Below are 18,354 nucleotides of genomic sequence, written 5' to 3'. Positions count from 1 at the left end.
AGCCTATCCCCGCACCATCTTCTCAACGTATTTGGCCACGATGTCCACCTCGAGGTTCACCGGGTCGCCGGGGGCGAGCGCGCCGGCAGTGGTCTCGCGCAGCGTGGTAGGGATCAGCGAGACCTCGAAGTAGCCCTTGCCGACCGCTGAGACGGTCAGCGAGGTGCCGTTGACCGCGATGGAGCCCTTCTCCACCACGTAGCGCTCAAGCTGCTTTGGCAGCGTGAAGCGCACCACCTCCCAGTGCTCCGACGGGGTGCGCGAGACCACCTCGGCCACACCGTCGACGTGGCCCTGGACGATGTGGCCGCCCATCCGCTGGCCCGCGGCAAGCGCCCGTTCCAGGTTCACCTCGGAGCCGGCCTCGTAGGTGCTGAGCCGGGAACGGTCCATGGTCTCGCGCATCACGTCCGCGGTGAAGGTGCCGTTCGCGTTGTCCACCACCGTCAGGCACACCCCGTCCACGGCAATCGAGTCGCCGGGGGCGGCGTCCTCGGTGACCTTGGGGGCGCGCACGGCGATCCGGACGGCGTCGTCAAGCAGCTTCAGCTCCTCCACCACACCGATTTCCTCAACGAGTCCCGTAAACATCTCTCTCCATTTCTATGAACACATCGCCTCCCACCGGCCGCACGAGGGTGGTGCGGAAGCGGCGGGCGTCGGCGATGGTGCCGGCAATCGCGCGGTCCAGCACCCCGCGGCCGGCGCCGAGAAGCGCGGGCGCGATGTAGGCCTGCACCGCGTCCACCAGATCCAGCTCGAGAAAGCTCGCGGCGAGCGTCGCGCCGCCTTCGACCAGCACGTCGCGCGCACCGGTTGCCCACAGCACCTCCATCGCCTCCTCGGGCGTGGCGTACTGCTCGAAGCCCAAGCGGGTGAGGTTGCCCTCGGGCACCTCGCGCCTGCCGACGACCACGCGGCGCGGCTGGCGTCCGCGCAGCGAGCCGTCGGGGAAGCGCGCGGTCAGCGACGGGTCGTCCGCGATCGCGGTGCCGGTGCCGACGATGATCGCGTCGAGCTTCGCGCGGTCCTCGTGCGCCAGCTCGCGGGCCTTATCGCCGGTGATCCACTTGCTCGTGCCATCTTTCGCGGCGGTGAAGCCGTCGAGCGTGGAGGCGAACTTCAGCGTCACGCTCGGACGGTTGTGGCGCACCGAGCGCAGCCACGGCTGCAACGCCGCGATCCGCACCGGCTGGAAGTCCACCTCGACGCCGTGGGAGCGCAGGTACTCGGCCCCGCCGGCGGCCGCGTCGTTCGGGTCGGCGGTGAAGTACACCACGCGTGCGATCCCCGCCTCCACCAATGCCTGCGAGCAGGGGCCGGTGCGGCCGGTGTGGTTGCAAGGCTCCAGGGTCACCACGGCGGTCGCGCCCCGGGCGCGCTCGCCCGCGTCTCGCAGAGCGTTGATTTCCGCGTGTGGCCCGCCTGCGGGCGAGGTCGCGCCGGTGGCGATGAGCGCACCGGAGGCGTCGAGAAGCGCGCAGCCCACCGGCGGGTTCGGCGAGGTGGTGCCGCGGACGGACTCGCCCGCCTCAATCGCCGCGGATACGCCGCCGAGTGCGTCCGTCACCCTCGCGCTGCCTCGCGGGCGAGCTCGCGCAGGCGCTCCACCGCCTCACCCGGGTTGTCGGCGCCGAAGACCGCGGAGCCGGCCACGAACGCGTCCACGCCGGCCTCCGCGGCCTGCGCGATGGTGGCGTTTGCGATGCCGCCGTCGATGCCGATGATGGTGTCCAGGCCGGCCTCCGCGATGCGGTCGCGCAGCACCATGACCTTGCTTAAGACTTCCGGCATGAACTTCTGCCCGCCGAAGCCAGGCTCCACGCTCATGACCATGACCTGGTCGAAGTGCTCCAGATCGTCCAGGTACGGCTCAATCGCGGTGCCGGGCTTGATGGCAAAACCGGACTGCACGCCCAGCTCGCGGCACTGCCTCGCGGCCGCGACGTGGTCGACGGTGGCCTCAACGTGGAACACCAGCCGGTCGCCGCCAGCTTGGACGTAGGTTTCGAACCAGCGCTCCGGCTCCTCGATCATCAGGTGCATGTCCAGGAACTGGTCGGTCACCCCGTTTACCGCCTTGGTCACGTCCGGCCCGAAGGAGAGGTTGGGCACGAAGTGGCCGTCCATGATGTCCACGTGAATCAGGTCCGCGTTGGGAACCTTGCGCACGTCCTCGCCGAGGGCGGCGTAGTTCGCGGCCAGAATTGATGGGGCGATCTGAATCATGGGTCCTACCCTAGCTTTTTGCGCAGCACCGCGAAGAACATTGCGTCGGTGCCGTGGCGGTGCGGCCACATCTGCACGCTCGGCCCCTCGCCCACGTCCTCCATGCCGGCGGCCCACTCGCGGGCGTCGAGCTCATCCACATCGCCTTTCGCCAATTGCTTCTCGACGATCCTCCGGGTCTCCCGCACATCCGGCGAGCACGTGGAGTAGACCACCACCCCGCCCGGCTTGGCCAGGTTCACGGCGGATTGGAGCAGCTCTTCCTGCAGCTGGTTCAGCTCCGCGATGTCGCCTTCGGACTTCGTCCAGCGCGCCTCCGGGCGCCGCCGCAGCGCGCCGAGGCCAGAGCAGGGCGCGTCGACAAGGATGCGGTCGTAGCCGGGTTCGAGTTTGGAGTCGCGCCCGTCCGCGGTGTGGACCGTCACCGGCAGGCCGCGCACCGTCTTCGAGATGAGCTCCGCGCGGTGGGGGCTGACTTCGACGGCGTCGACCGTGGCGGCGTCGATAGCCGCGATGGCCCCGATGAGCGCGGCCTTGCCGCCGGGACCCGCGCAAAGGTCAAGCCAACGGCCTTGATCCTGCTCGACGGGGACCTCGGTGACGGCACGCGCGATGATCTGCGAGCCCTCGTCCTGCACCGCGGCAAGCCCCTCGCGCACCGGCTCGAGCTGGCCCGGATCCCCCTCCGGCAGGTACACCGCGTACGGCGAGTACTTGCCCTGCTCGCCGCCCGTGGACAGTGCAAGTTCTTCCGCGGAGATCTCGCCGGGGCGCGCCACCAGGTGCACGACCGGGCGGGCCGAGTCCGCCTCGAGCGCGGCTTCCAGCTCGTCGCGCTTGTCACCGAGCGCCTCCGCGAAGGAGCGCGCGATCCACTCCGGGTGGGCGTGGGTGAAGGCCAGCGCGCCCAGCTCGTTGTCCGGGGCGAGGGTGCGCAGCCACTCGTCGGCGGGCGTGCGGCCGATGGAGCGCAGCACGCCGTTCGCGAAACCTTTCGCCTTCTCATGGCCCGCAGCCTCGACGAGCCGCACCGAGGTGTCCACCGCGGCGTGGTCGCCCACCCGGGTGTAGAGCAGCTGGTAGGCGCCCAGGCGCAGCGCGGCGAGCACCTCGGGCGCGATGCGCTCGAGCTCGCGCGATGAGTTTTTCGCGATCACCGCGTCGAGTACCCCGAGGCTGCGCAGCGTGCCGTAGGCCACCTCGGTGGCAAAGGCGGCGTCGCGTCCGGTGATCTTCCGCTCGCGCAGGATGCCGGGCAGGGTGAGGTTGGCAAACGCGCCGTCGCGGGCGACGCGCAGCACCACCTCGAAGGCCGCCTCGCGCGCCGGGTCGCCGATGCTGGCCGGGCGGCCCTTCACCGTGTAGCGCTGGCGCCCGCCGCCCTGCTTGCGCGGCTGCTGCTTTGCCCTGCTGCCTTGCTGCCGGTTGCGTGCAGGTTTGTCCTCTCGACGCCCCGCGGACCGCGACCTGAAACCTCCGCTCACTCGAACACCACTCCTTCTTTCGCCTCCGGGTTGAGTCCGCGGGCCCAGTCCGCCGCATTCATCATCTTCTTGCCCGGCGGCTGGATCGTGCCCAGGCGAACGTCGCCGCCGGCGGTGCCCACGAGCACCTCGTTTTTGCCAAACGCGGCATCGCCCGGGGCGAGCGCGCCCTCCCCGGTCGGGGTGACTGGGCCGAGCTTGAAGCGGTCCTCCCCGCGCATCGTCCACGCGCCCGGCGCCGGGGTGTGGGCGCGGATGCCGCGGTCGATCACGGCGGCCGGCTGCGTCCAGTCCACCCGGGCGTCCGCCGGGGCGATCTTGTGGGCGTAGGTGCCCTCTTCCGGCTGCGGCGTCGGTGCAGCGGTACCGGCCTCGAGCGCACCCATGGTCTCAACCAGCAGGTCCGCACCCGCGTAGGCGAGGCGCTCCAGCAGCTCGCCGCTGGTTTCTGCCTCGCCGATGACGGTTTCCAGCGTGTCCAAGATGTCACCGGTGTCCAGGCCCTCGTCGATGCGGAAGGTGGTGGCTCCGGTGACCGCGTCACCGGCCGCGATCGCCGCCTGCACCGGCGCCGCCCCGCGCCACTTAGGCAGCAGCGAGAAGTGCAGGTTCACCCAGCCGTGTGCGGGGATGTCCAGCATGTCCGCCGGGATGAGGTTGCCGTAGGCCACCACCGGGATCGCGTCGGGGGCCAGCTCCTTCAGTTGGTCCCGGATGGCGTCGTCGCGCGTGAGACTCTCCGGGGTGAGCACCTCGATGCCGTGCTCGAGAGCGAGCGCCTTGACTGGCGACGGGTGCAGCGTGCGCCCACGGCCGCGGCGCGCGTCGGGGCGGGTGAGCACCGCGACGACCTCGTGGTCGGACGCGATGAGCCGCTCGAGCGCCGCAGCGGCGGGTTCGGGTGTGCCGGCGAATACGAGTCGCATACAAACGTTCTCCTTAGCTCCAGTCGGCGGCCCGGATCGCCGCCATCGCTTCCTTGCGCTGCTCCGGTGCCATCCTGCGCATGAACATCACGCCGTCCAGGTGGTCCGCCTCGTGCTGGATGCAGCGCGCCAAAAGCCCGGTGCCGCGCAGCGCGATCGGGCGGCCGAAGCAGTCCTGGCCGCGGACAATGACCGTCTTGTGGCGGGTGACCTCGCCTCGCACGTCCGGCACCGAGAGGCAGCCTTCGACGCCGGTCTGCATCTCATCGCCCAAGGGTTCCCACACGGGGTTGACGATGTGCCCGCGCATGCCCTGGCAGTCGAAGACGAAAATCCGGCGCGTAAGCCCGATCTGGTTCGCGGCCAGGCCGGCTCCGCCGGCGTGGTCCATGGTTTCCAGCATGTCGGCGACCAGCCGCTCCAAGGCGGCGTCGAAAACAGTGACCTCTGCCGCAGCGGTGTTGAGCACTGGGTCGCCGAACAGGCGGATGTCGCGGATAGCCATGGGGCCAAAGTGTAGTAGCGCGACCCCGCTAGCCGATGTCCACCGGGTTGACCTGGATGCGCAGCGGCAGGTCCTGCTTCGCCGTCGTCCACGCCACCGCGCCGGCACGCAGGGCCTTGCCCAGCGCGGTGCGCCCGGCAAGCGGGGTGCGCACCAAGATCCGCTGCGCGGGCCCGAGCGCCTCCCGGTTCCACTCGCCCGGCAGCCGCACCCCGGGCGGCAGGTCCACCGGGCCGAGCAGCTCGGCGTGCTCGGGCAGCTCGGTGCGGGCGAAGAATTCCTCCAACCCGTCGCGTGGGGCGTCCACAACCGCCACGTGCACCGCCGGCGGGAAGCGGGCCTCGCGCCGCAAGGAAAGCTCCAAAGCTGCAAACCCGGGCGCGTCCCACCGGATCAGGTGCTGCACCACGGGCAGGGAGGGCTCGGCCACCACGACGACTTCCCCGCCTGCGCTGTGCGGCTGCACCAGCGTGGCCGCCCCCATCCACTTGGCAAAGGTGTCTTCCACCGCGCGCAGGTCGGGCCGCTGCATCAGCGCCCAGGCGTCCAGAAGCACCGCCGCGCCGTAGCCGCCGTCAACGTGCGGCTCCGCACCCGGCGTGGCCACCACCAGCGCCGGGCCCGCCGGCACCTGCGCGCGCACGTTGTCGCCGCCCGAGGTGATCACCTTGTACTTGGCAAAGGCGCGGCCGAGCTCCTCGGCCGTGCGCTCCGTGCCCAGCACCACCGCGCGCAGCCTGCGCGAGCCGCACGTCGGGCACACGTGCGCCGGGTCCATCCGGCCGCACCACCGGCAGGTCGGCGCCACGGCCTCGCCGCCCGGGGGCAGCCCGAGCGGCCCGTTGCACCACCTGCACCGCGCCGGTGTGCGGCACTGCCCGCACGCCAGCGACTGGATGTAGCCGGTGCGCGGCACCTGGAACAGCACGGGGGTGCCGCGCTCGAGCGCCTGCGCCGCCGCCTGGAACGCCGAAGACGGCAGGCGCGCCTGCTTCGCGCGCGGGTCGCGCTCCATTGCAAAGTCCGAATCCCCCGCCGCGTGGATGTACGGCGAGCGGGTGCGCAGGCTCTGTCGCGGGGCGACCAGCTCGTGCATCCACCCGGATTCCACCAGCAGCTGCGCCTCCGCGGTGCGCGCGTGCCCGCCGATGACCAGCGAGCACCCCTCCTTCGCCGCGCGGGTAGTCAGCACCTCGCGGGCGTGCACGTACGGCGCGCGCGGATCCACCAGGTTGTCGTCGCCGTCGAACATCAGCGCCGCAAAGCGCAGGTTTTTCACCGGGGCGAACGCCGCCGAGCGCGTGCCCACCACGATCCGGCCCTGCCCGTGCAGCACCGATAGGTAGCGCGAGTACCGCGCCTGCGGGCCCTGCGAGGCCGTCAGCGTGGTCACCTGGCGCGCCCCCACGATCTCCTTCAGCGCCGCCTCGCACGCGTCCACGTCCTTCTGGTCCGGCACCACGATCAGCGCACCCGCACCGTCCAGGGCCACCTTCGCCGCCAACGACGCAAGTGCCGCGGCCCAGCTGTCCCCCGGTGCGACCTGCCAGGCCGCCCGCGCGATCTTGCCAGCGACCACCGCGTCCACGAACGACTCGCCAAAGGTGTAGGCGGTCCACGCCGACAAGTCCGGCTCCCCGGCCTCCCCCAGCTCCCCCCAGGGCGTGGAAGTGTCCGTCTCCTCCGCCTTCGCGTGGCGCGCCGGGATAGCAGAACGGTAGATGTCGGACCGCACGCCTGCGTAACGGTCCGCCAGCACGTCGATAAGCTCCCGCGTCCTCGCCGGGGCCACAACCTCCGGCGAGATGACGCGCTCGATGAAGCGCAGCGACCCCTCGTGCCGCGAAGAAGATGCGCGCTCGAGCACCACGGCATCCACGAGCCGGCCCGCAAACCGCACCCGCACCCGCACCCCGGGCTGCACCGCGTCCGCCTCCTGCGAGGGCACGAGGTAGTCGAACGGCCTGTCCAGATGCGCCAGCCCGAGCATGGGCAACACGCGCGCGATTGGGGCTTCTGCGGCGGGCGTGTCAGACATGACCCCGGATTCTAAACCACCGTCCGACACCGCCTTGCCCGCGAGCGTTCCAATCCCCCGGCCCGGTCTTTTATGGAGTACTAATAAGACTGAAAGTTTTCCCCTTACGCGCGTTTGAAAGACCCCGCCGCCCTATGAAACGCCTGCTCACAGCAGTCACCTCTGCCACACTCCTCGCCGCTGCAACACTGGCCCCGTCCCCCGCCTCCGCGGATGTGTCCAAGGTCACGCAGCTCGCCCTGCCGCAGGACGCAAAGATCATCTCCGGCGACAGCTTCGGCCCCATCCTCGTGCAGGGAGCTGGGTTGCCTATCGACGGCAGCTCCGCCTTCATCGCCGGCTCCTCCGACCGCGCCCGCAGCACCGTCGAGGACGGCTGGCGCCGCGCCTACAACGGTCTTCCCGGGCAGCTGAAGCAGGCCGTGCCGCCGCACCTGCGCCCGCCCGAGCCAGCGAAACCGGCCGACGTCACCGTCGCGCCCGCGCAGGAGCCAGCGCCGTCGCCGGTGCCGCCCAATTGCTACAACTGCGTCGCCATCACCTACGACGACGGCCCGGTCCCCGGCAGCACCGAGCGCCTGCTGGACATCCTCAAGCGCAAGGGCGTGCACGCGACCTTCTTCGTGGTGGGCCGAAACGCCAACGCGAACCCGCAGATCCTGCGGCGGATCCGCGACGAGGGCCACACCATCGGAAACCACTCCTTTTCCCACCCGGACCTGGCCAGGCAGTCCGATGGCGCCATTGCCGCCCAGTTGGACGACACGGACGCCGCGCTGCAGAAGCAGGCCGGCCTCGACCCGCACTGGTTGCGCCCGCCCTACGGCTCCCACAACCCGCGCGTGGCCTCCGCCGCGGGTGCCCGCGGCATGGCGCTGGCCGTGTGGGACGTGGACACCGCCGACTGGCAGCACCGCAACCCCGCCACCACCTGCAAGCGGGCGGTGGACGGCGCACGCGAGGGCTCCATCATCCTCATGCACGACATCCACCAGCCAACCGTCGACGCGGCGGAGTGCGTCATCGACGGCCTGCGCGCCAAGGGGCTCAATCCCGTTGGCCTAGACGAGATGATCAAACGACCCGAGGCGGGCCACGTCTACACGCGCGCGGATTAGTTCCTATACTCCTGCCTGTGACTGAACAGCAGGACAACGGCGGCCGCCACGGATGGGTCAAAGCCATCCCCTACGCCATGCTCGCCGCCTACGCGCTCGGGCCCCTGCTGCTCATCCCGTTGGTGGGTAACCCGTGGGTGATGGTCGGGTTCATCTTCGCAGTGGCGATCATCGCCGGGCTTATCGACGGCATCGCCTTCCGCCCCACTTTGTCCCTGCCCCTTTTGACCGGGGTGGGCTTCTGGATCTCCAAGGCCCTGTACTTCAACGACGGCACGTTCATCTACTCCATCGCGGTGACGCTCGTCTGCGCGGCGGCGATGTGGGTGGGGTCGTTGGTGGGCGGCAGCTCGTCGAGAAGCAAGGCGGAGGCGTAGCCGATGGAAACCTGGAGCCTCAACCACCCCGAATACGGCCTGATCGAGGTCCGCGTCGGTTTCGACCGCGACTTCGCCGCCGAGGACCCCAGCTGGCCCGGCGACGAGGCGGACAAACCCGGCGCCCTGGCGACGGCGGAGAGCTCCCTCAAAGAGCGGATCAAGCTGTGGACGAAAAACCCCACCGAGCGCATGGAGGTGCGCGTCAACGGCGAGGTGCAGCACCGCTACAACGACGTCGCAAGCGCCCGGCTGCCGCTGTTCGGCGACGGCCCGAAAGGCGAGCTGGAAACGCCGACGGGGCTCGGCACCGACCGCACAAAACCGCACCTGAAGCTTCGGGTCAGTAGTTTCGACGAGCTGCTCAGCGTGGAGTTTCGCGAAGGCGACACGGTGGTGGAGTTCGACCCGCCCGCCGGCTCCCGCGGCGCGCACAGGCGCGAAACCATGCAGTCCAGCGAGCTCAAGCGCACCCTCATCCCCATGGCGGAAGGGCTGGGCAAGGGCGGCTGGGCGCTCGCGGTGCTCGTGCTCGGCCCGATCATCTCGAGGTTCATCGGCTGGCTAGTTGGGTTTTTGCCCGACTGGGACCTGCCCGATTGGCAGCTGCCGCACATGGACCTGCCGGTGCCGTCGCTGCCACATTTCAACCTGCCGATGCCGGACATCGACCTGCCGGAGTTCCCCGAGGTTCCCGAGTGGGCGCTGTGGCTGCTCGAATACTCGAAGATCTGGGTGCCGGTGGTCATCGGCATCGTCGTCGGCGTGGTCGCGCTGCGCAACCACCGGCGTTCCGAGCAAGAAAAAGCCGCCTGGCAGGAACACCAGGCGGACAAGACACCGGAGACGGACTAGACGCCGGCGGCGCCCTTCAAGTCGTCGACCTTGTCGGTGCGCTCCCACGGCACGTCGATGTCCGTGCGGCCGAAGTGGCCGTACGCGGCGGTTTGCGCGTAGATCGGGCGCTTGAGGTCCAGCTCGCGGATGATCGCCTCGGGGCGCAGGTCGAAGACCTTCTCCACCGCCTGCTGGATGCTCTCGTCCGTCTGGCCCTCCGCGGCGGTGCCGAACGTCTCCACGTACAGCCCCACCGGGTTCGCGCGTCCGATGGCGTAGGCCACCTGCACCTCGACGCGCTCCGCCAGGCCCGCGGCGACAATATTCTTGGCCACCCAGCGCATCGCGTACGCGCCGGAACGGTCCACCTTTGAGGGGTCCTTGCCGGAAAACGCGCCGCCGCCGTGGCGAGCCATGCCGCCGTAGGTGTCCACGATGATCTTGCGGCCGGTCAGGCCGGCGTCGCTCATGGGGCCACCCTGGATGAAGGAGCCGGACGGGTTGACCAGCACCTTGGTGTCCTCGCGGTAGTACTGCTCCAGGTTTGCGTCCTTGAGCACCCAGTTGATCACGTGCTCGCGAAGCGCCGCCTCCAGCGCCTCGCCGGTGAAGTCCGGGTCGTGCTGGGTGGAGATGACGATCGTGTCGATGAACGCCGGGGTCTGGCCGTCGTAGGCGAAGGTCACCTGGGTCTTGCCGTCCGGGCGCAGCCCCTCGACGATGCCCTCGTGGCGCACCTGGGACAGGCGGCGGGCCAGGCGGTGCGCCGTGGAGATCGGCAGCGGCATGTACTCGGGCGTCTCGTTGGTGGCGTAGCCGAACATCAGGCCCTGGTCGCCCGCGCCGGTCTGGTCGTCCTCGCCGGTGGAAGTGTTCTCGCGGACCTCCTGGGACGTCACCACGGAATCGTGGATCTCCGAAGACTGGTCGCCGATGGCGATGTTCACGCCGCAGCTGCGGCCGTCGAAACCGACCTCAGAAGAGTCGAACCCGATCTCCACCAGCTTCTCGCGCACGATCCGCGCGATGTTGGAGTAGGCGGAAGTGCGCACCTCCCCCGCCACATGCACCTGGCCGGTCGTGGCGAGGGTCTCCACGGCCACCTTCGCGTCCGGGTCCTGAGCGAGCATGTCGTCCAGGATCGAGTCCGAGATCGCGTCGCAGATCTTGTCGGGGTGGCCCTCGGTGACCGATTCGCTTGTGAACAAGCGGAAGTACGTATCAGTGGACAAAGCAGTCTTTCCTTAGCGTCTATGCGAACGGGTAGCGTTCCGGCGGCGTCCAACGGCTTAAACGGGAACGGCACGTCGTGAAGTGATGCCCACGATAGACCAAGCTGTCTAAATGTGCAATGTCACTACGAAAGGCGCTCGACGGCGTCCCAGATCCGGGCCGCGACCTCGTGCTTGGTGCCGTCGGGAATCTCCTCTTCGCGGCCGTCTGCGCTAAGCAGCCAGCCCCGGTTGCGGGCCTGGCCGAACACGCCGCCGCCGGCCACGGAGTTGAGCATGAGCATGTCCGCGCCCTTGCGCTTGAGCTTGGCGCGGCCATTTTCGAGCTCGTTGTCCGTCTCCGCGGCGAAGCCGATGATGGTCGCGGCGGTCTCCCCCGCCTCCCGCATCTGGACCAAGCCCTTGAGGATGTCCGGGTTTTCGGTGAGGCGGATCGTGGACAGCGCGTCATCGGCTTTGCCCTTCTTCAGCTTCGTGCTCGCTTCTGCTTCTGGACGGAAATCCGCCACGGCAGCAGCCATAATCACCACGTCGGCCTCCGGCGCTCGTTCCGCCATCGCCTGTTGCATTTCGCGGGTGGAGCCGACCTTGATCACCTCCGCGCCCGACGGCGGATCCAGCGCATCGGTCGCCCCCGCCACGATGGTCACCTTCGCGCCTCGTTGCGCGGCGACGTCGCCGAGCGCGTAGCCCTGCTTGCCGGAGGACCGGTTGCCGATGTAGCGCACCGGGTCAATGTTCTCCTGGGTGCCGCCCGCGCTGATCAGCACGCGCTTGCCCGCAAGGGTCGGGGCGAATGTGCTAGTGCGCAGCACCGTGCGAGCGAGTTCGGCGATCACGTCCGGTTCCAGCAAACGCCCGGGCCCGGTGTCTTTGCCAGTGAGACGCCCGTGCGCGGGTTCAAGCACCGTGATACCCCGCTCGCGCAGCGTGGCGACGTTCGCCTGCGTGGCCGGGTTGAGCCACATCTCGGTGTGCATCGCGGGGGCAAGCACCACCGGGCACGTGGCGACGAGGATGGTCGAGGTGAGCAGGTCGTCCGCACGCCCCGCGGCGGCCCGAGCCATGAAGTCCGCGGTCGCTGGCGCCACGACGATCAGGCCGGCCTCCTGCCCCACCCGCACGTGCTGCACCTCGTCGACGCGGGTGAACACTCCGGTGTCCACCGGGTTGCCGCTCAACGCCTCGAACGTCGCCGCACCCACGAAATTGAGCGCGTTCTGCGTGGGAATCACCCGGACCTCATCACCCGCCTCTTTGAAGTTTCGGACAAGATGGCAGGCCTTGTACGCGGCGATACCGCCGGAGACTCCTACGACAACACGCAGCGGATGGGACGAGTGTGGGGCTTCGCTCATGAGCCCCAAGCATACAAAACCGCCGCCGCCCAGCATGATTCCTGGGCGGCGGCGGACACCTGCAGAGCGCTAGCACAGCGCACTGGCAATGGGGCGAGGCTTACTGGCCTTCCTCGTGCTCGAGCAGTCCTGCCTCGATCTCGCGCAGCGCGATCGACAACGGCTTCTCGCCCGGCTCTGGAGAGACCAGCGGGCCCACGAACTCGAAGACGCCGTCCTCGGAGTTCTGGTAGAAGCTGTTGATCTGGCGGGCACGCTTCGCTGCGAAGATGACGAGCGCGTACTTCGACGACACCTTGGTCAAAAGCTCGTCGATCGGGGGCGCCGTAATGCCCTCCGGAGTGTCGTAAACGTTCTCCTGCTGGGTGGTTTCCTCAGCAGCGGACGTCTCGGACAAATCCTTGGTTGTGTTGCTCACGTGTAACCCACTCGCTAACTGTTGTTGGAAGATGTGCCTTGAAGAATGCCGGCGATGGTGGCCACTGCCGTGTCCACGTTGTCGTTGACCACCACGACATCGAACTCGCCCTGGGCGTCGAGCTCCTCGCGGGCGGTGGCGAGCCTGCGCTCGATCACCTCCGGGGTCTCGGTGCCGCGCCCGGTGAGCCGCTGGACAAGAATGTCCCACGACGGCGGCGTCAAAAACACGGTCTGCGCTTCTGGCAGCAGGCGCTTGATGTTCCGTGCACCTGCGAGGTCAACTTCGACGAGGACGGGACGGCCCGCATCCATGGCTTCCTGCACCGGCCCGGCGGGTGTGCCGGAGCGCTGCAGCCCTCCGTGGATGTCGGCCCACTCCAGCATCTCTCCGCGGTCGATGCGGCCCTGGAAGTGCTCCGGGGTGACAAAGAAGTAGTCTTTCCCGTCCACCTCACCCGGGCGCGGAGCGCGGGTGGTCATGGACACCGAGAAGTACAAATCCGGTACGGCACTGCGAAGGCCGCTCACCACCGTCGACTTACCCACCGCGGACGGGCCGGCCAACACGACCAGCTGTCCGCGGGGAGCCACCTCAGACACGACTAGTTCTCTTCGTAGCCGAAGCGCTCGAGCAGCGCGCGACGCTGACGGTCACCGAGGCCGCGCAGACGACGGGTCTGAGCGATCTCCAGCTCCTCCATGATCTCGCGGGCCTTGACCTTGCCCACCTTCGGCATTGCCTCGAGGAGTGCGGAGACCTTGGTCTTGCCGATGATCTCGTCGGTGTCAGCCTTGTTCAGGACGTCCTTGAGCGTGGTCTCGCCGCGCTTGAGGGATGCCTTCAGCTCAGCACGCGCCTTACGGGCCTCTGCTGCCTTCTCAAGTGCTGCCTTGCGCTGCTCATCGGTCAACTGTGGAAGTGCCACGGGTTCCTCCATGTAATAGTTACGAACAATTGTCCAGTCCGACATGTGCCGGATCCGGGGCGCACTCCTCCGAATGTCATCGGTGCAATTCGCCACGTTCGGCACAGTCTAACACTGCTTTATTCTGCAACGGTTCCGCGGAGCGCGTTGTACACCGCATTTCTCCACGTCACCGTGCGACGGGACTAAACTACCAGGGATTTTGCTGGGCAGTTAATAGACCCTAGCCTTTCGCCTGTTTCCCCAGGTCAGCTACGCGTTTGCGCAGCTCAGCCACATCCGGACCAGCAGTGAGCACCGAACGCGAAACACTCGGGAAAACCAGGTGTCCAATTTCACCCGCGATGGCTTCCGCATCGGCCATCGTCGCTCCCTGCGCGCCCACTCCGGGCATCAGCACCGGGGCGTTCAGGCCGTCGAGCACCGGCGGGGTTTGCACGGTCGCGCCGACGACCACGCCGACGTGCCCGATGTATTCAGGATCGTCGGCACGGTTGTACTGCGCGCACTCGTCGACCATCCGCTGCGAGAGCATCTTGCCGTCGATCGTGCCGGTTTGCAGCGCCACCGCCTCCGGATTGGAGTTGGCGGCCATGACAAACACGCCCTTGCCGTGCTGCGCAGCCAATTCGATTGCCGGGTCGAGCGATCCGACGCCGAGGTACGGGGTCACAGTCAGCGCGTCCGTCTCCAGCGGAGCACCGGGCGCAAGCCAGGCTGACGCGTATCCCGCCATCGTGGAGCCGATATCGCCGCGCTTCGCGTCGGCGATCACCAAGGTGCCGCTCTCGCGCAGCCGGGCGAGCGTGTTCTCGAGCACCGCGAATCCGGCTGCGCCGAAGCGCTCGAAAAACGCCACCTGCGGCTTGACTACCGCGGCGTGGCCCGCGAAGGCCTCCACACACGTCTCCGAGAACGCGCGCAGGCCCTCGACAGTGTTGTCCAGCCCCCACTGCTCGAGCAGCACGGCGTGCGGGTCAATGCCCACGCATAGACGGCCGTGCTCCTGCCCGGCCGCCACAAGGCGCTGGCTGAAGGTCTGCGCAGCCACTACTTCGCCTCTGCTTTGCCGTGCTCGAGCTCCTGCAGGCTAGTCACCGAGATTTCGTTGGCGCGGATAGCCTCGATGCCCTGCACCGCCGCGGTGACGCCCTGCACGGTGGTCATGATGGCCACGTCGGCGACGACGGCAGCCGCGCGGATGTCGTAGCCGTCGTGGCGCGCGCCAGCGGAACCTGCCGGGGTGTTGAGCACCAGGTCGATCTCGCCGTCGAGGATGCGGTCCACGATGGATTTGCCCTCGGCACCCTCACGGACCTGGGACCCCTTGAGCACAACCTCGCACTCGATGCCGTTGCGGCGCAGCATCTGGGCGGTACCCTCCGTGGCCAGCACCTTAAAGCCCATGGTGGACAGCCGCTGGATCGGGAAGATGAGGGTGCGCTTGTCGCGGTTGGCCAGCGAGACAAACACGGTGCCTTCGGTGGGCAGCTCGCCGAACGCGGCGGCCTCCGCCTTCGCGTACGCCACGCCAAACGACGGCGCCAGGCCCATGACCTCGCCGGTGGACTTCATCTCCGGGCCGAGGATGGTGTCCAGCAGCGCGCCGTCCGGGCGGCGGAAACGGGTGAACGGCAGCACCGCTTCCTTCACCGCAATCGGGTGCTCCAGCGGCAGCGAGCCGCCGTCGTAATCGGACGGGATCAGGCCCTCGGAACGAAGCTGTGCAATCGTCGTGCCCATCATGATGCGCGCGGCTGCCTTGGCCAGGTGCACGCCGGTGGCCTTGGACACAAACGGCACGGTGCGCGATGCGCGCGGGTTGGCCTCGATGACGTAGAGGATGTCGTCCTTGAGCGCGAACTGCACGTTCATCAGGCCCTTCACGCCGATACCGTGCGCGAGCGCCGCCGCGGAACGGCGGACGTTGGCGATGTCATCCGGGCCCAGCGTCATCGGCGGCAGCGCACACGCGGAGTCGCCGGAGTGGATGCCAGCTTCCTCGATGTGCTCCATCACGCCGCCGAGGTAGACGTCCGTGCCGTCGCAGAGCACGTCGACGTCGATCTCGATGGCGTTGTCCAGGAAGCGGTCCACCAGCACCGGGTGGTCCGGGGACAGTTCGGTGGCGCGCTCGATGTAATCGCGGAGGTTGTCCTCGTCGTAGACGATCTCCATGCCGCGCCCGCCCAGCACGTAGGAGGGGCGCACCAGCACCGGGTAGCCAATGCGGTCCGCCACCTCGCGCGCACCCTCGAAGGTGGTTGCGGTGCCGTAAGCCGGGGCCGGCAGGTTCGCCGCGTCGAGCACCTTGCCGAACTCGCCGCGGTCCTCCGCCATGTCGATGGCCTTGGGGGAGGTGCCAACCACGGGCACTCCGGCGTCTTCAAGCTGCTGCGCCAGACCCAGCGGCGTCTGGCCGCCGAGCTGCACGATCACGCCGGCGACGGTTCCGGTGGCGGCTTCGGCGCGGTAGATCTCCATGACGTCCTCGAACGTCAGCGGCTCAAAGTAGAGGCGGTCCGCCGTATCGTAGTCGGTGGAGACAGTCTCCGGGTTGCAGTTGACCATCACCGTCTCGTATCCCACACGCGACAGCTCAAGTGCCGCGTGCACGCAGGAGTAGTCGAACTCGATGCCCTGGCCGATGCGGTTCGGGCCCGAGCCGAGGATGATCACCTTCTCCTTCCCGCTGTCGCTCGAGGAAGAAACAACCTCATTTTCCGCGTCCGGGTCGAGCTCGTAGGCGGAGTACAGGTACGGCACCTTGGCGTCGAATTGGCCCGCGCAGGTATCCACGGTCTTAAAAGTCGGGGCAATCCCCAGCGACCAGCGCAGCTGGCGCACCCCGCACTCCCCCGCCAGCTCCGGGCGAAGCGCGGCGATCTGGGCGTCGGACAGGCCGAACGCCTTCGCCTCACGCAAAAGCTCGGCATCGAGCACCGGGGCGTCGACAAGCTGCTGCCTGAAGTCAATGAGCGCGACGAGCTCCTCCAGGAACCACGGGTCGATGCCGGAGGCCTCGTAGACCTCCTCGACGCTCGCGCCCAGGCGCAGCGCAAGCTCTACGTCGTAGAGACGCTTGTCGGTGGGCACCTTCAGGTCCTCGAGCACCGCGGCGGCGTCGGTTGCGCGCTCGTCGGCGAAGTACTCGTCCGGCTTGGTCCAGAAACCGTTCGGCTTGTCCTCCATCGAACGCATAACCTTGTTCAGGCCCTGGATGTAGTTGCGGCCGATGCCCATCGCCTCGCCCACAGCCTTCATGGACGTGCCCAGGGTCTCGTCGGAGCCAGGGAACTTCTCAAAGGCGAAACGCGGCATCTTCACGATGACGTAGTCGAGCGTCGGCTCCGCAAGCGCGGTGGTTTCGCCGCCGGTCATGTCGTTCGGGATTTCGTCGAGCGTGTAGCCGATGGCCAGCAGGGTGGCCACCTTGGCAATCGGGTAGCCGGTGGCCTTGGACGCCAGCGCCGAGGACCGCGACACGCGCGGGTTCATCTCGATGGTGATCATGCGGCCGTCTTTGGGGTTGATGGCGAACTGGATGTTGCAGCCGCCCGTTTTCACGCCGACCTCGCGGATGATGGCCTTGCCCTGCTCGATCATGGCGGTGACCTCGGGCTCGGTCATCGTCAGCACCGGCGCCACGGTGACCGAGTCGCCGGTGTGCACACCCATCGCATCCACGTTCTCAATGGTGGCGATGGCGATGCAGTTATCCGCGGAGTCGCGGATGAGCTCCAGCTCGATTTCCTTCCAGCCCAGGATGGATTCCTCGATCAGCACGTTCGCCTCCGGCGAAGCCACCAGGCCGTCGCCGGCGATGCGGTGCAAATCATCCATGTCGTACGCCAGGCCGGAGCCGAGCCCGCCCATCGTGAACGAGGGGCGCACCACACACGGGAACCCCAGCTCCGCGACCGTCTCCTCCACCTCTTCCATGGTGAAGCAGACGCGGGAGCGGGCGGATTCGCCGCCGATCTTGTCCACGATGTCCTTGAACTTCTGGCGGTCCTCGCCGCGCTCGATGGCGTCGATGTCCGCGCCGATGAGCTCCACGCCGTGCTTTTCCAGAATGCCGAGGCGGTCCAGCTTGATCGCCGTGTTCAGCGCAGTCTGGCCGCCGAGGGTGGGCAAAATAGCGTCGACCGGGTGGCCCTGCTCGGCTTCGCGGGCGAGGATGCGGTCGATGTAGCCGGGCTCAATCGGTTCCACGTAGGTGTGGTCGGCAAACTCGGGGTCGGTCATGATCGTCGCCGGGTTCGAGTTGACCAGCGTCACCCGCAGGCCCTCGTCCTTGAGCACGCGGCACGCCTGGGTGCCGGAGTAGTCGAACTCGCAGGCCTGGCCAATCACGATCGGGCCGGAGCCGATGACCAGGACGTGGTTCAAATCGTTACGCTTCATGTCTGTATCTCCTGGTCTTTCTCTTAGGCTTCTTGGCTTTCGACGGTGACCTGGCCCCGCACCATCTTTCCCTCGCGGGCAGCGGCGGCCAGGTGTCGGACGAGCTTGCGGGTGTCCACGCCCCACAGCCCGGTAATCCCCTGCGCCTCGAGCTCTTCGGCGAGGGTGCGCTGGGCGTTGTGGTTGGAAGCGATGCGCGCGAGGTCGCGCACGATGACTGCTGCGGCGGTGATGTCGGTGCTGCCGGATGCGCCCTCGCCGGTCCAGCCGACGTTGCCCACCTGCGGGGTGGCGAAGACGAGGATCTGGCCGGCGCGCTCGGCTTCGCACAGCTCGCGCTCGTAGCCGAACATGTCGGTGGTGAAAGCGACCTCGCCGGCGACTTCGTTCTCTGCAGGCATCGCGCCGAAGATGAAGCCGGGGAAGGCGGAGCCGTCGTCAAGCACGAGCGTTGCGCGCGTGCGCTGGGGTTGTGTGGTGGTGTTTTCAGACATGGT

At 68.2% G+C, this 18,354-nt stretch carries 18 protein-coding genes; 3 read left to right on the top strand and 15 right to left on the bottom strand.

All coding sequences use genetic code 11. The annotated features are described in order from the left end of the window. Positions 1-3 precede the first annotated feature (3 nt). The 7 genes from MHX64_RS02910 to MHX64_RS02880 are packed head-to-tail and all read right to left on the bottom strand — an operon-like array spanning position 4 to position 7,182. Positions 4-591, bottom strand: a complete 588-nt coding sequence (locus tag MHX64_RS02910; protein ID WP_239306431.1) for a riboflavin synthase — start codon at positions 589-591, stop codon at positions 4-6. Next, complete coding sequence (gene ribD, locus MHX64_RS02905; protein ID WP_239355804.1) at positions 572-1,570, bottom strand: bifunctional diaminohydroxyphosphoribosylaminopyrimidine deaminase/5-amino-6-(5-phosphoribosylamino)uracil reductase RibD; 999 nt, start codon at positions 1,568-1,570, stop codon at positions 572-574. Before ribD ends, MHX64_RS02910 begins: the two co-directional genes overlap by 20 nt. After that, positions 1,567-2,229, bottom strand: a complete 663-nt coding sequence (gene rpe / locus MHX64_RS02900) for a ribulose-phosphate 3-epimerase (protein WP_239355805.1) — start codon at positions 2,227-2,229, stop codon at positions 1,567-1,569. The genes ribD and rpe overlap by 4 nt, the downstream gene beginning before the upstream one ends. A gap of 5 nt (positions 2,230-2,234) precedes the next feature. Continuing rightward, positions 2,235-3,713 carry a transcription antitermination factor NusB gene (locus MHX64_RS02895; protein ID WP_239355806.1) on the bottom strand — a complete coding sequence of 493 codons (1,479 nt, stop codon included), beginning with the start codon at positions 3,711-3,713 and terminating at the stop codon, positions 2,235-2,237. Next, positions 3,710-4,639, bottom strand: coding sequence for a methionyl-tRNA formyltransferase (fmt, locus tag MHX64_RS02890; RefSeq protein WP_239355807.1), 930 nt, complete (start codon positions 4,637-4,639; stop codon positions 3,710-3,712). Before fmt ends, MHX64_RS02895 begins: the two co-directional genes overlap by 4 nt. A 13-nt stretch (positions 4,640-4,652) precedes the next feature. Continuing rightward, positions 4,653-5,144 carry a peptide deformylase gene (def, locus tag MHX64_RS02885; RefSeq protein WP_239355808.1) on the bottom strand — a complete coding sequence of 164 codons (492 nt, stop codon included), beginning with the start codon at positions 5,142-5,144 and terminating at the stop codon, positions 4,653-4,655. A 28-nt stretch (positions 5,145-5,172) separates the two neighbouring features. Then, positions 5,173-7,182 (bottom strand): primosomal protein N', encoded by a 2,010-nt coding sequence (locus MHX64_RS02880; RefSeq protein WP_239355809.1) that lies wholly within the window; start codon positions 7,180-7,182, stop codon positions 5,173-5,175. A 134-nt stretch (positions 7,183-7,316) separates the two neighbouring features. On the opposite strand from MHX64_RS02880, the gene MHX64_RS02875 reads away from it, so the two are divergent. The 3 genes from MHX64_RS02875 to MHX64_RS02865 are packed head-to-tail and all read left to right on the top strand — an operon-like array spanning position 7,317 to position 9,532. After that, on the top strand, positions 7,317-8,300 hold the full coding sequence (locus MHX64_RS02875; protein ID WP_239355810.1) for a polysaccharide deacetylase family protein: 984 nt from the start codon (positions 7,317-7,319) through the stop codon (positions 8,298-8,300). A gap of 17 nt (positions 8,301-8,317) precedes the next feature. Continuing rightward, positions 8,318-8,677 (top strand): hypothetical protein, encoded by a 360-nt coding sequence (locus MHX64_RS02870; RefSeq protein WP_239355811.1) that lies wholly within the window; start codon positions 8,318-8,320, stop codon positions 8,675-8,677. A 3-nt stretch (positions 8,678-8,680) separates the two neighbouring features. Beyond that, positions 8,681-9,532, top strand: a complete 852-nt coding sequence (locus MHX64_RS02865) for a hypothetical protein (protein ID WP_239355812.1) — start codon at positions 8,681-8,683, stop codon at positions 9,530-9,532. Here the strand turns inward: MHX64_RS02865 and metK are convergent. From metK to MHX64_RS02825, 8 genes are all read right to left on the bottom strand, one after another. Beyond that, complete coding sequence (gene metK / locus MHX64_RS02860) at positions 9,529-10,746, bottom strand: methionine adenosyltransferase (RefSeq protein ID WP_181888493.1); 1,218 nt, start codon at positions 10,744-10,746, stop codon at positions 9,529-9,531. The two genes, MHX64_RS02865 and metK, sit on opposite strands and share 4 nt — an antisense overlap. 125 nt (positions 10,747-10,871) lie before the next feature. After that, positions 10,872-12,104, bottom strand: coding sequence for a bifunctional phosphopantothenoylcysteine decarboxylase/phosphopantothenate--cysteine ligase CoaBC (gene coaBC / locus MHX64_RS02855; RefSeq protein ID WP_239355813.1), 1,233 nt, complete (start codon positions 12,102-12,104; stop codon positions 10,872-10,874). Between the two features lie 100 nt (positions 12,105-12,204). After that, positions 12,205-12,501, bottom strand: coding sequence for a DNA-directed RNA polymerase subunit omega (rpoZ, locus tag MHX64_RS02850; RefSeq protein ID WP_239306450.1), 297 nt, complete (start codon positions 12,499-12,501; stop codon positions 12,205-12,207). Positions 12,502-12,536: 35 nt separating this feature from the next. Continuing rightward, positions 12,537-13,124 (bottom strand): guanylate kinase, encoded by a 588-nt coding sequence (gmk, locus tag MHX64_RS02845; RefSeq protein WP_239355814.1) that lies wholly within the window; start codon positions 13,122-13,124, stop codon positions 12,537-12,539. Between the two features lie 2 nt (positions 13,125-13,126). Further along, entirely contained in the window at positions 13,127-13,450 is a 324-nt protein-coding gene (gene mihF, locus MHX64_RS02840; RefSeq protein WP_181888497.1) for an integration host factor, actinobacterial type, read from the bottom strand. A 223-nt stretch (positions 13,451-13,673) separates the two neighbouring features. After that, on the bottom strand, positions 13,674-14,501 hold the full coding sequence (pyrF, locus tag MHX64_RS02835; RefSeq protein WP_239355815.1) for an orotidine-5'-phosphate decarboxylase: 828 nt from the start codon (positions 14,499-14,501) through the stop codon (positions 13,674-13,676). Continuing rightward, on the bottom strand, positions 14,501-17,857 hold the full coding sequence (carB, locus tag MHX64_RS02830; protein ID WP_239355816.1) for a carbamoyl-phosphate synthase large subunit: 3,357 nt from the start codon (positions 17,855-17,857) through the stop codon (positions 14,501-14,503). The genes pyrF and carB overlap by 1 nt, the downstream gene beginning before the upstream one ends. Before the next feature lie 23 nt (positions 17,858-17,880). Further along, a complete protein-coding gene (locus MHX64_RS02825; RefSeq protein WP_181888500.1) occupies positions 17,881-18,351 on the bottom strand; it encodes a carbamoyl-phosphate synthase domain-containing protein in 471 nt (156 codons plus the stop codon). Positions 18,352-18,354: the final 3 nt, after the last annotated feature.

Origin of the sequence: Corynebacterium sp. ACRPZ (assembly GCF_022346205.1) — a bacterium.
Lineage (GTDB): Bacteria > Actinomycetota > Actinomycetes > Mycobacteriales > Mycobacteriaceae > Corynebacterium > Corynebacterium lehmanniae.
The sequence above is the reverse complement of the archived record's forward strand: the minus strand, read 5'-3'. Positions and strand labels throughout refer to the sequence as shown.

Excerpts from the sequence above, each read along its gene's own strand:
- MHX64_RS02910 (WP_239306431.1), bottom strand. The coding sequence starts at position 591 with ATGTTTACGGGACTCGTTGAGGAAATCGGTGTGGTGGAGGAGCTGAAG.
- rpe (WP_239355805.1), bottom strand. The coding sequence starts at position 2,229 with ATGATTCAGATCGCCCCATCAATTCTGGCCGCGAACTACGCCGCCCTC.
- fmt (WP_239355807.1), bottom strand. The coding sequence starts at position 4,639 with ATGCGACTCGTATTCGCCGGCACACCCGAACCCGCCGCTGCGGCGCTC.
- def (WP_239355808.1), bottom strand. The coding sequence starts at position 5,144 with ATGGCTATCCGCGACATCCGCCTGTTCGGCGACCCAGTGCTCAACACC.
- MHX64_RS02880 (WP_239355809.1), bottom strand. The coding sequence starts at position 7,182 with ATGTCTGACACGCCCGCCGCAGAAGCCCCAATCGCGCGCGTGTTGCCC.
- MHX64_RS02875 (WP_239355810.1), top strand. The coding sequence starts at position 7,317 with ATGAAACGCCTGCTCACAGCAGTCACCTCTGCCACACTCCTCGCCGCT.
- MHX64_RS02865 (WP_239355812.1), top strand. The coding sequence starts at position 8,681 with ATGGAAACCTGGAGCCTCAACCACCCCGAATACGGCCTGATCGAGGTC.
- coaBC (WP_239355813.1), bottom strand. The coding sequence starts at position 12,104 with ATGAGCGAAGCCCCACACTCGTCCCATCCGCTGCGTGTTGTCGTAGGA.
- carB (WP_239355816.1), bottom strand. The coding sequence starts at position 17,857 with ATGAAGCGTAACGATTTGAACCACGTCCTGGTCATCGGCTCCGGCCCG.
- MHX64_RS02825 (WP_181888500.1), bottom strand. The coding sequence starts at position 18,351 with ATGTCTGAAAACACCACCACACAACCCCAGCGCACGCGCGCAACGCTC.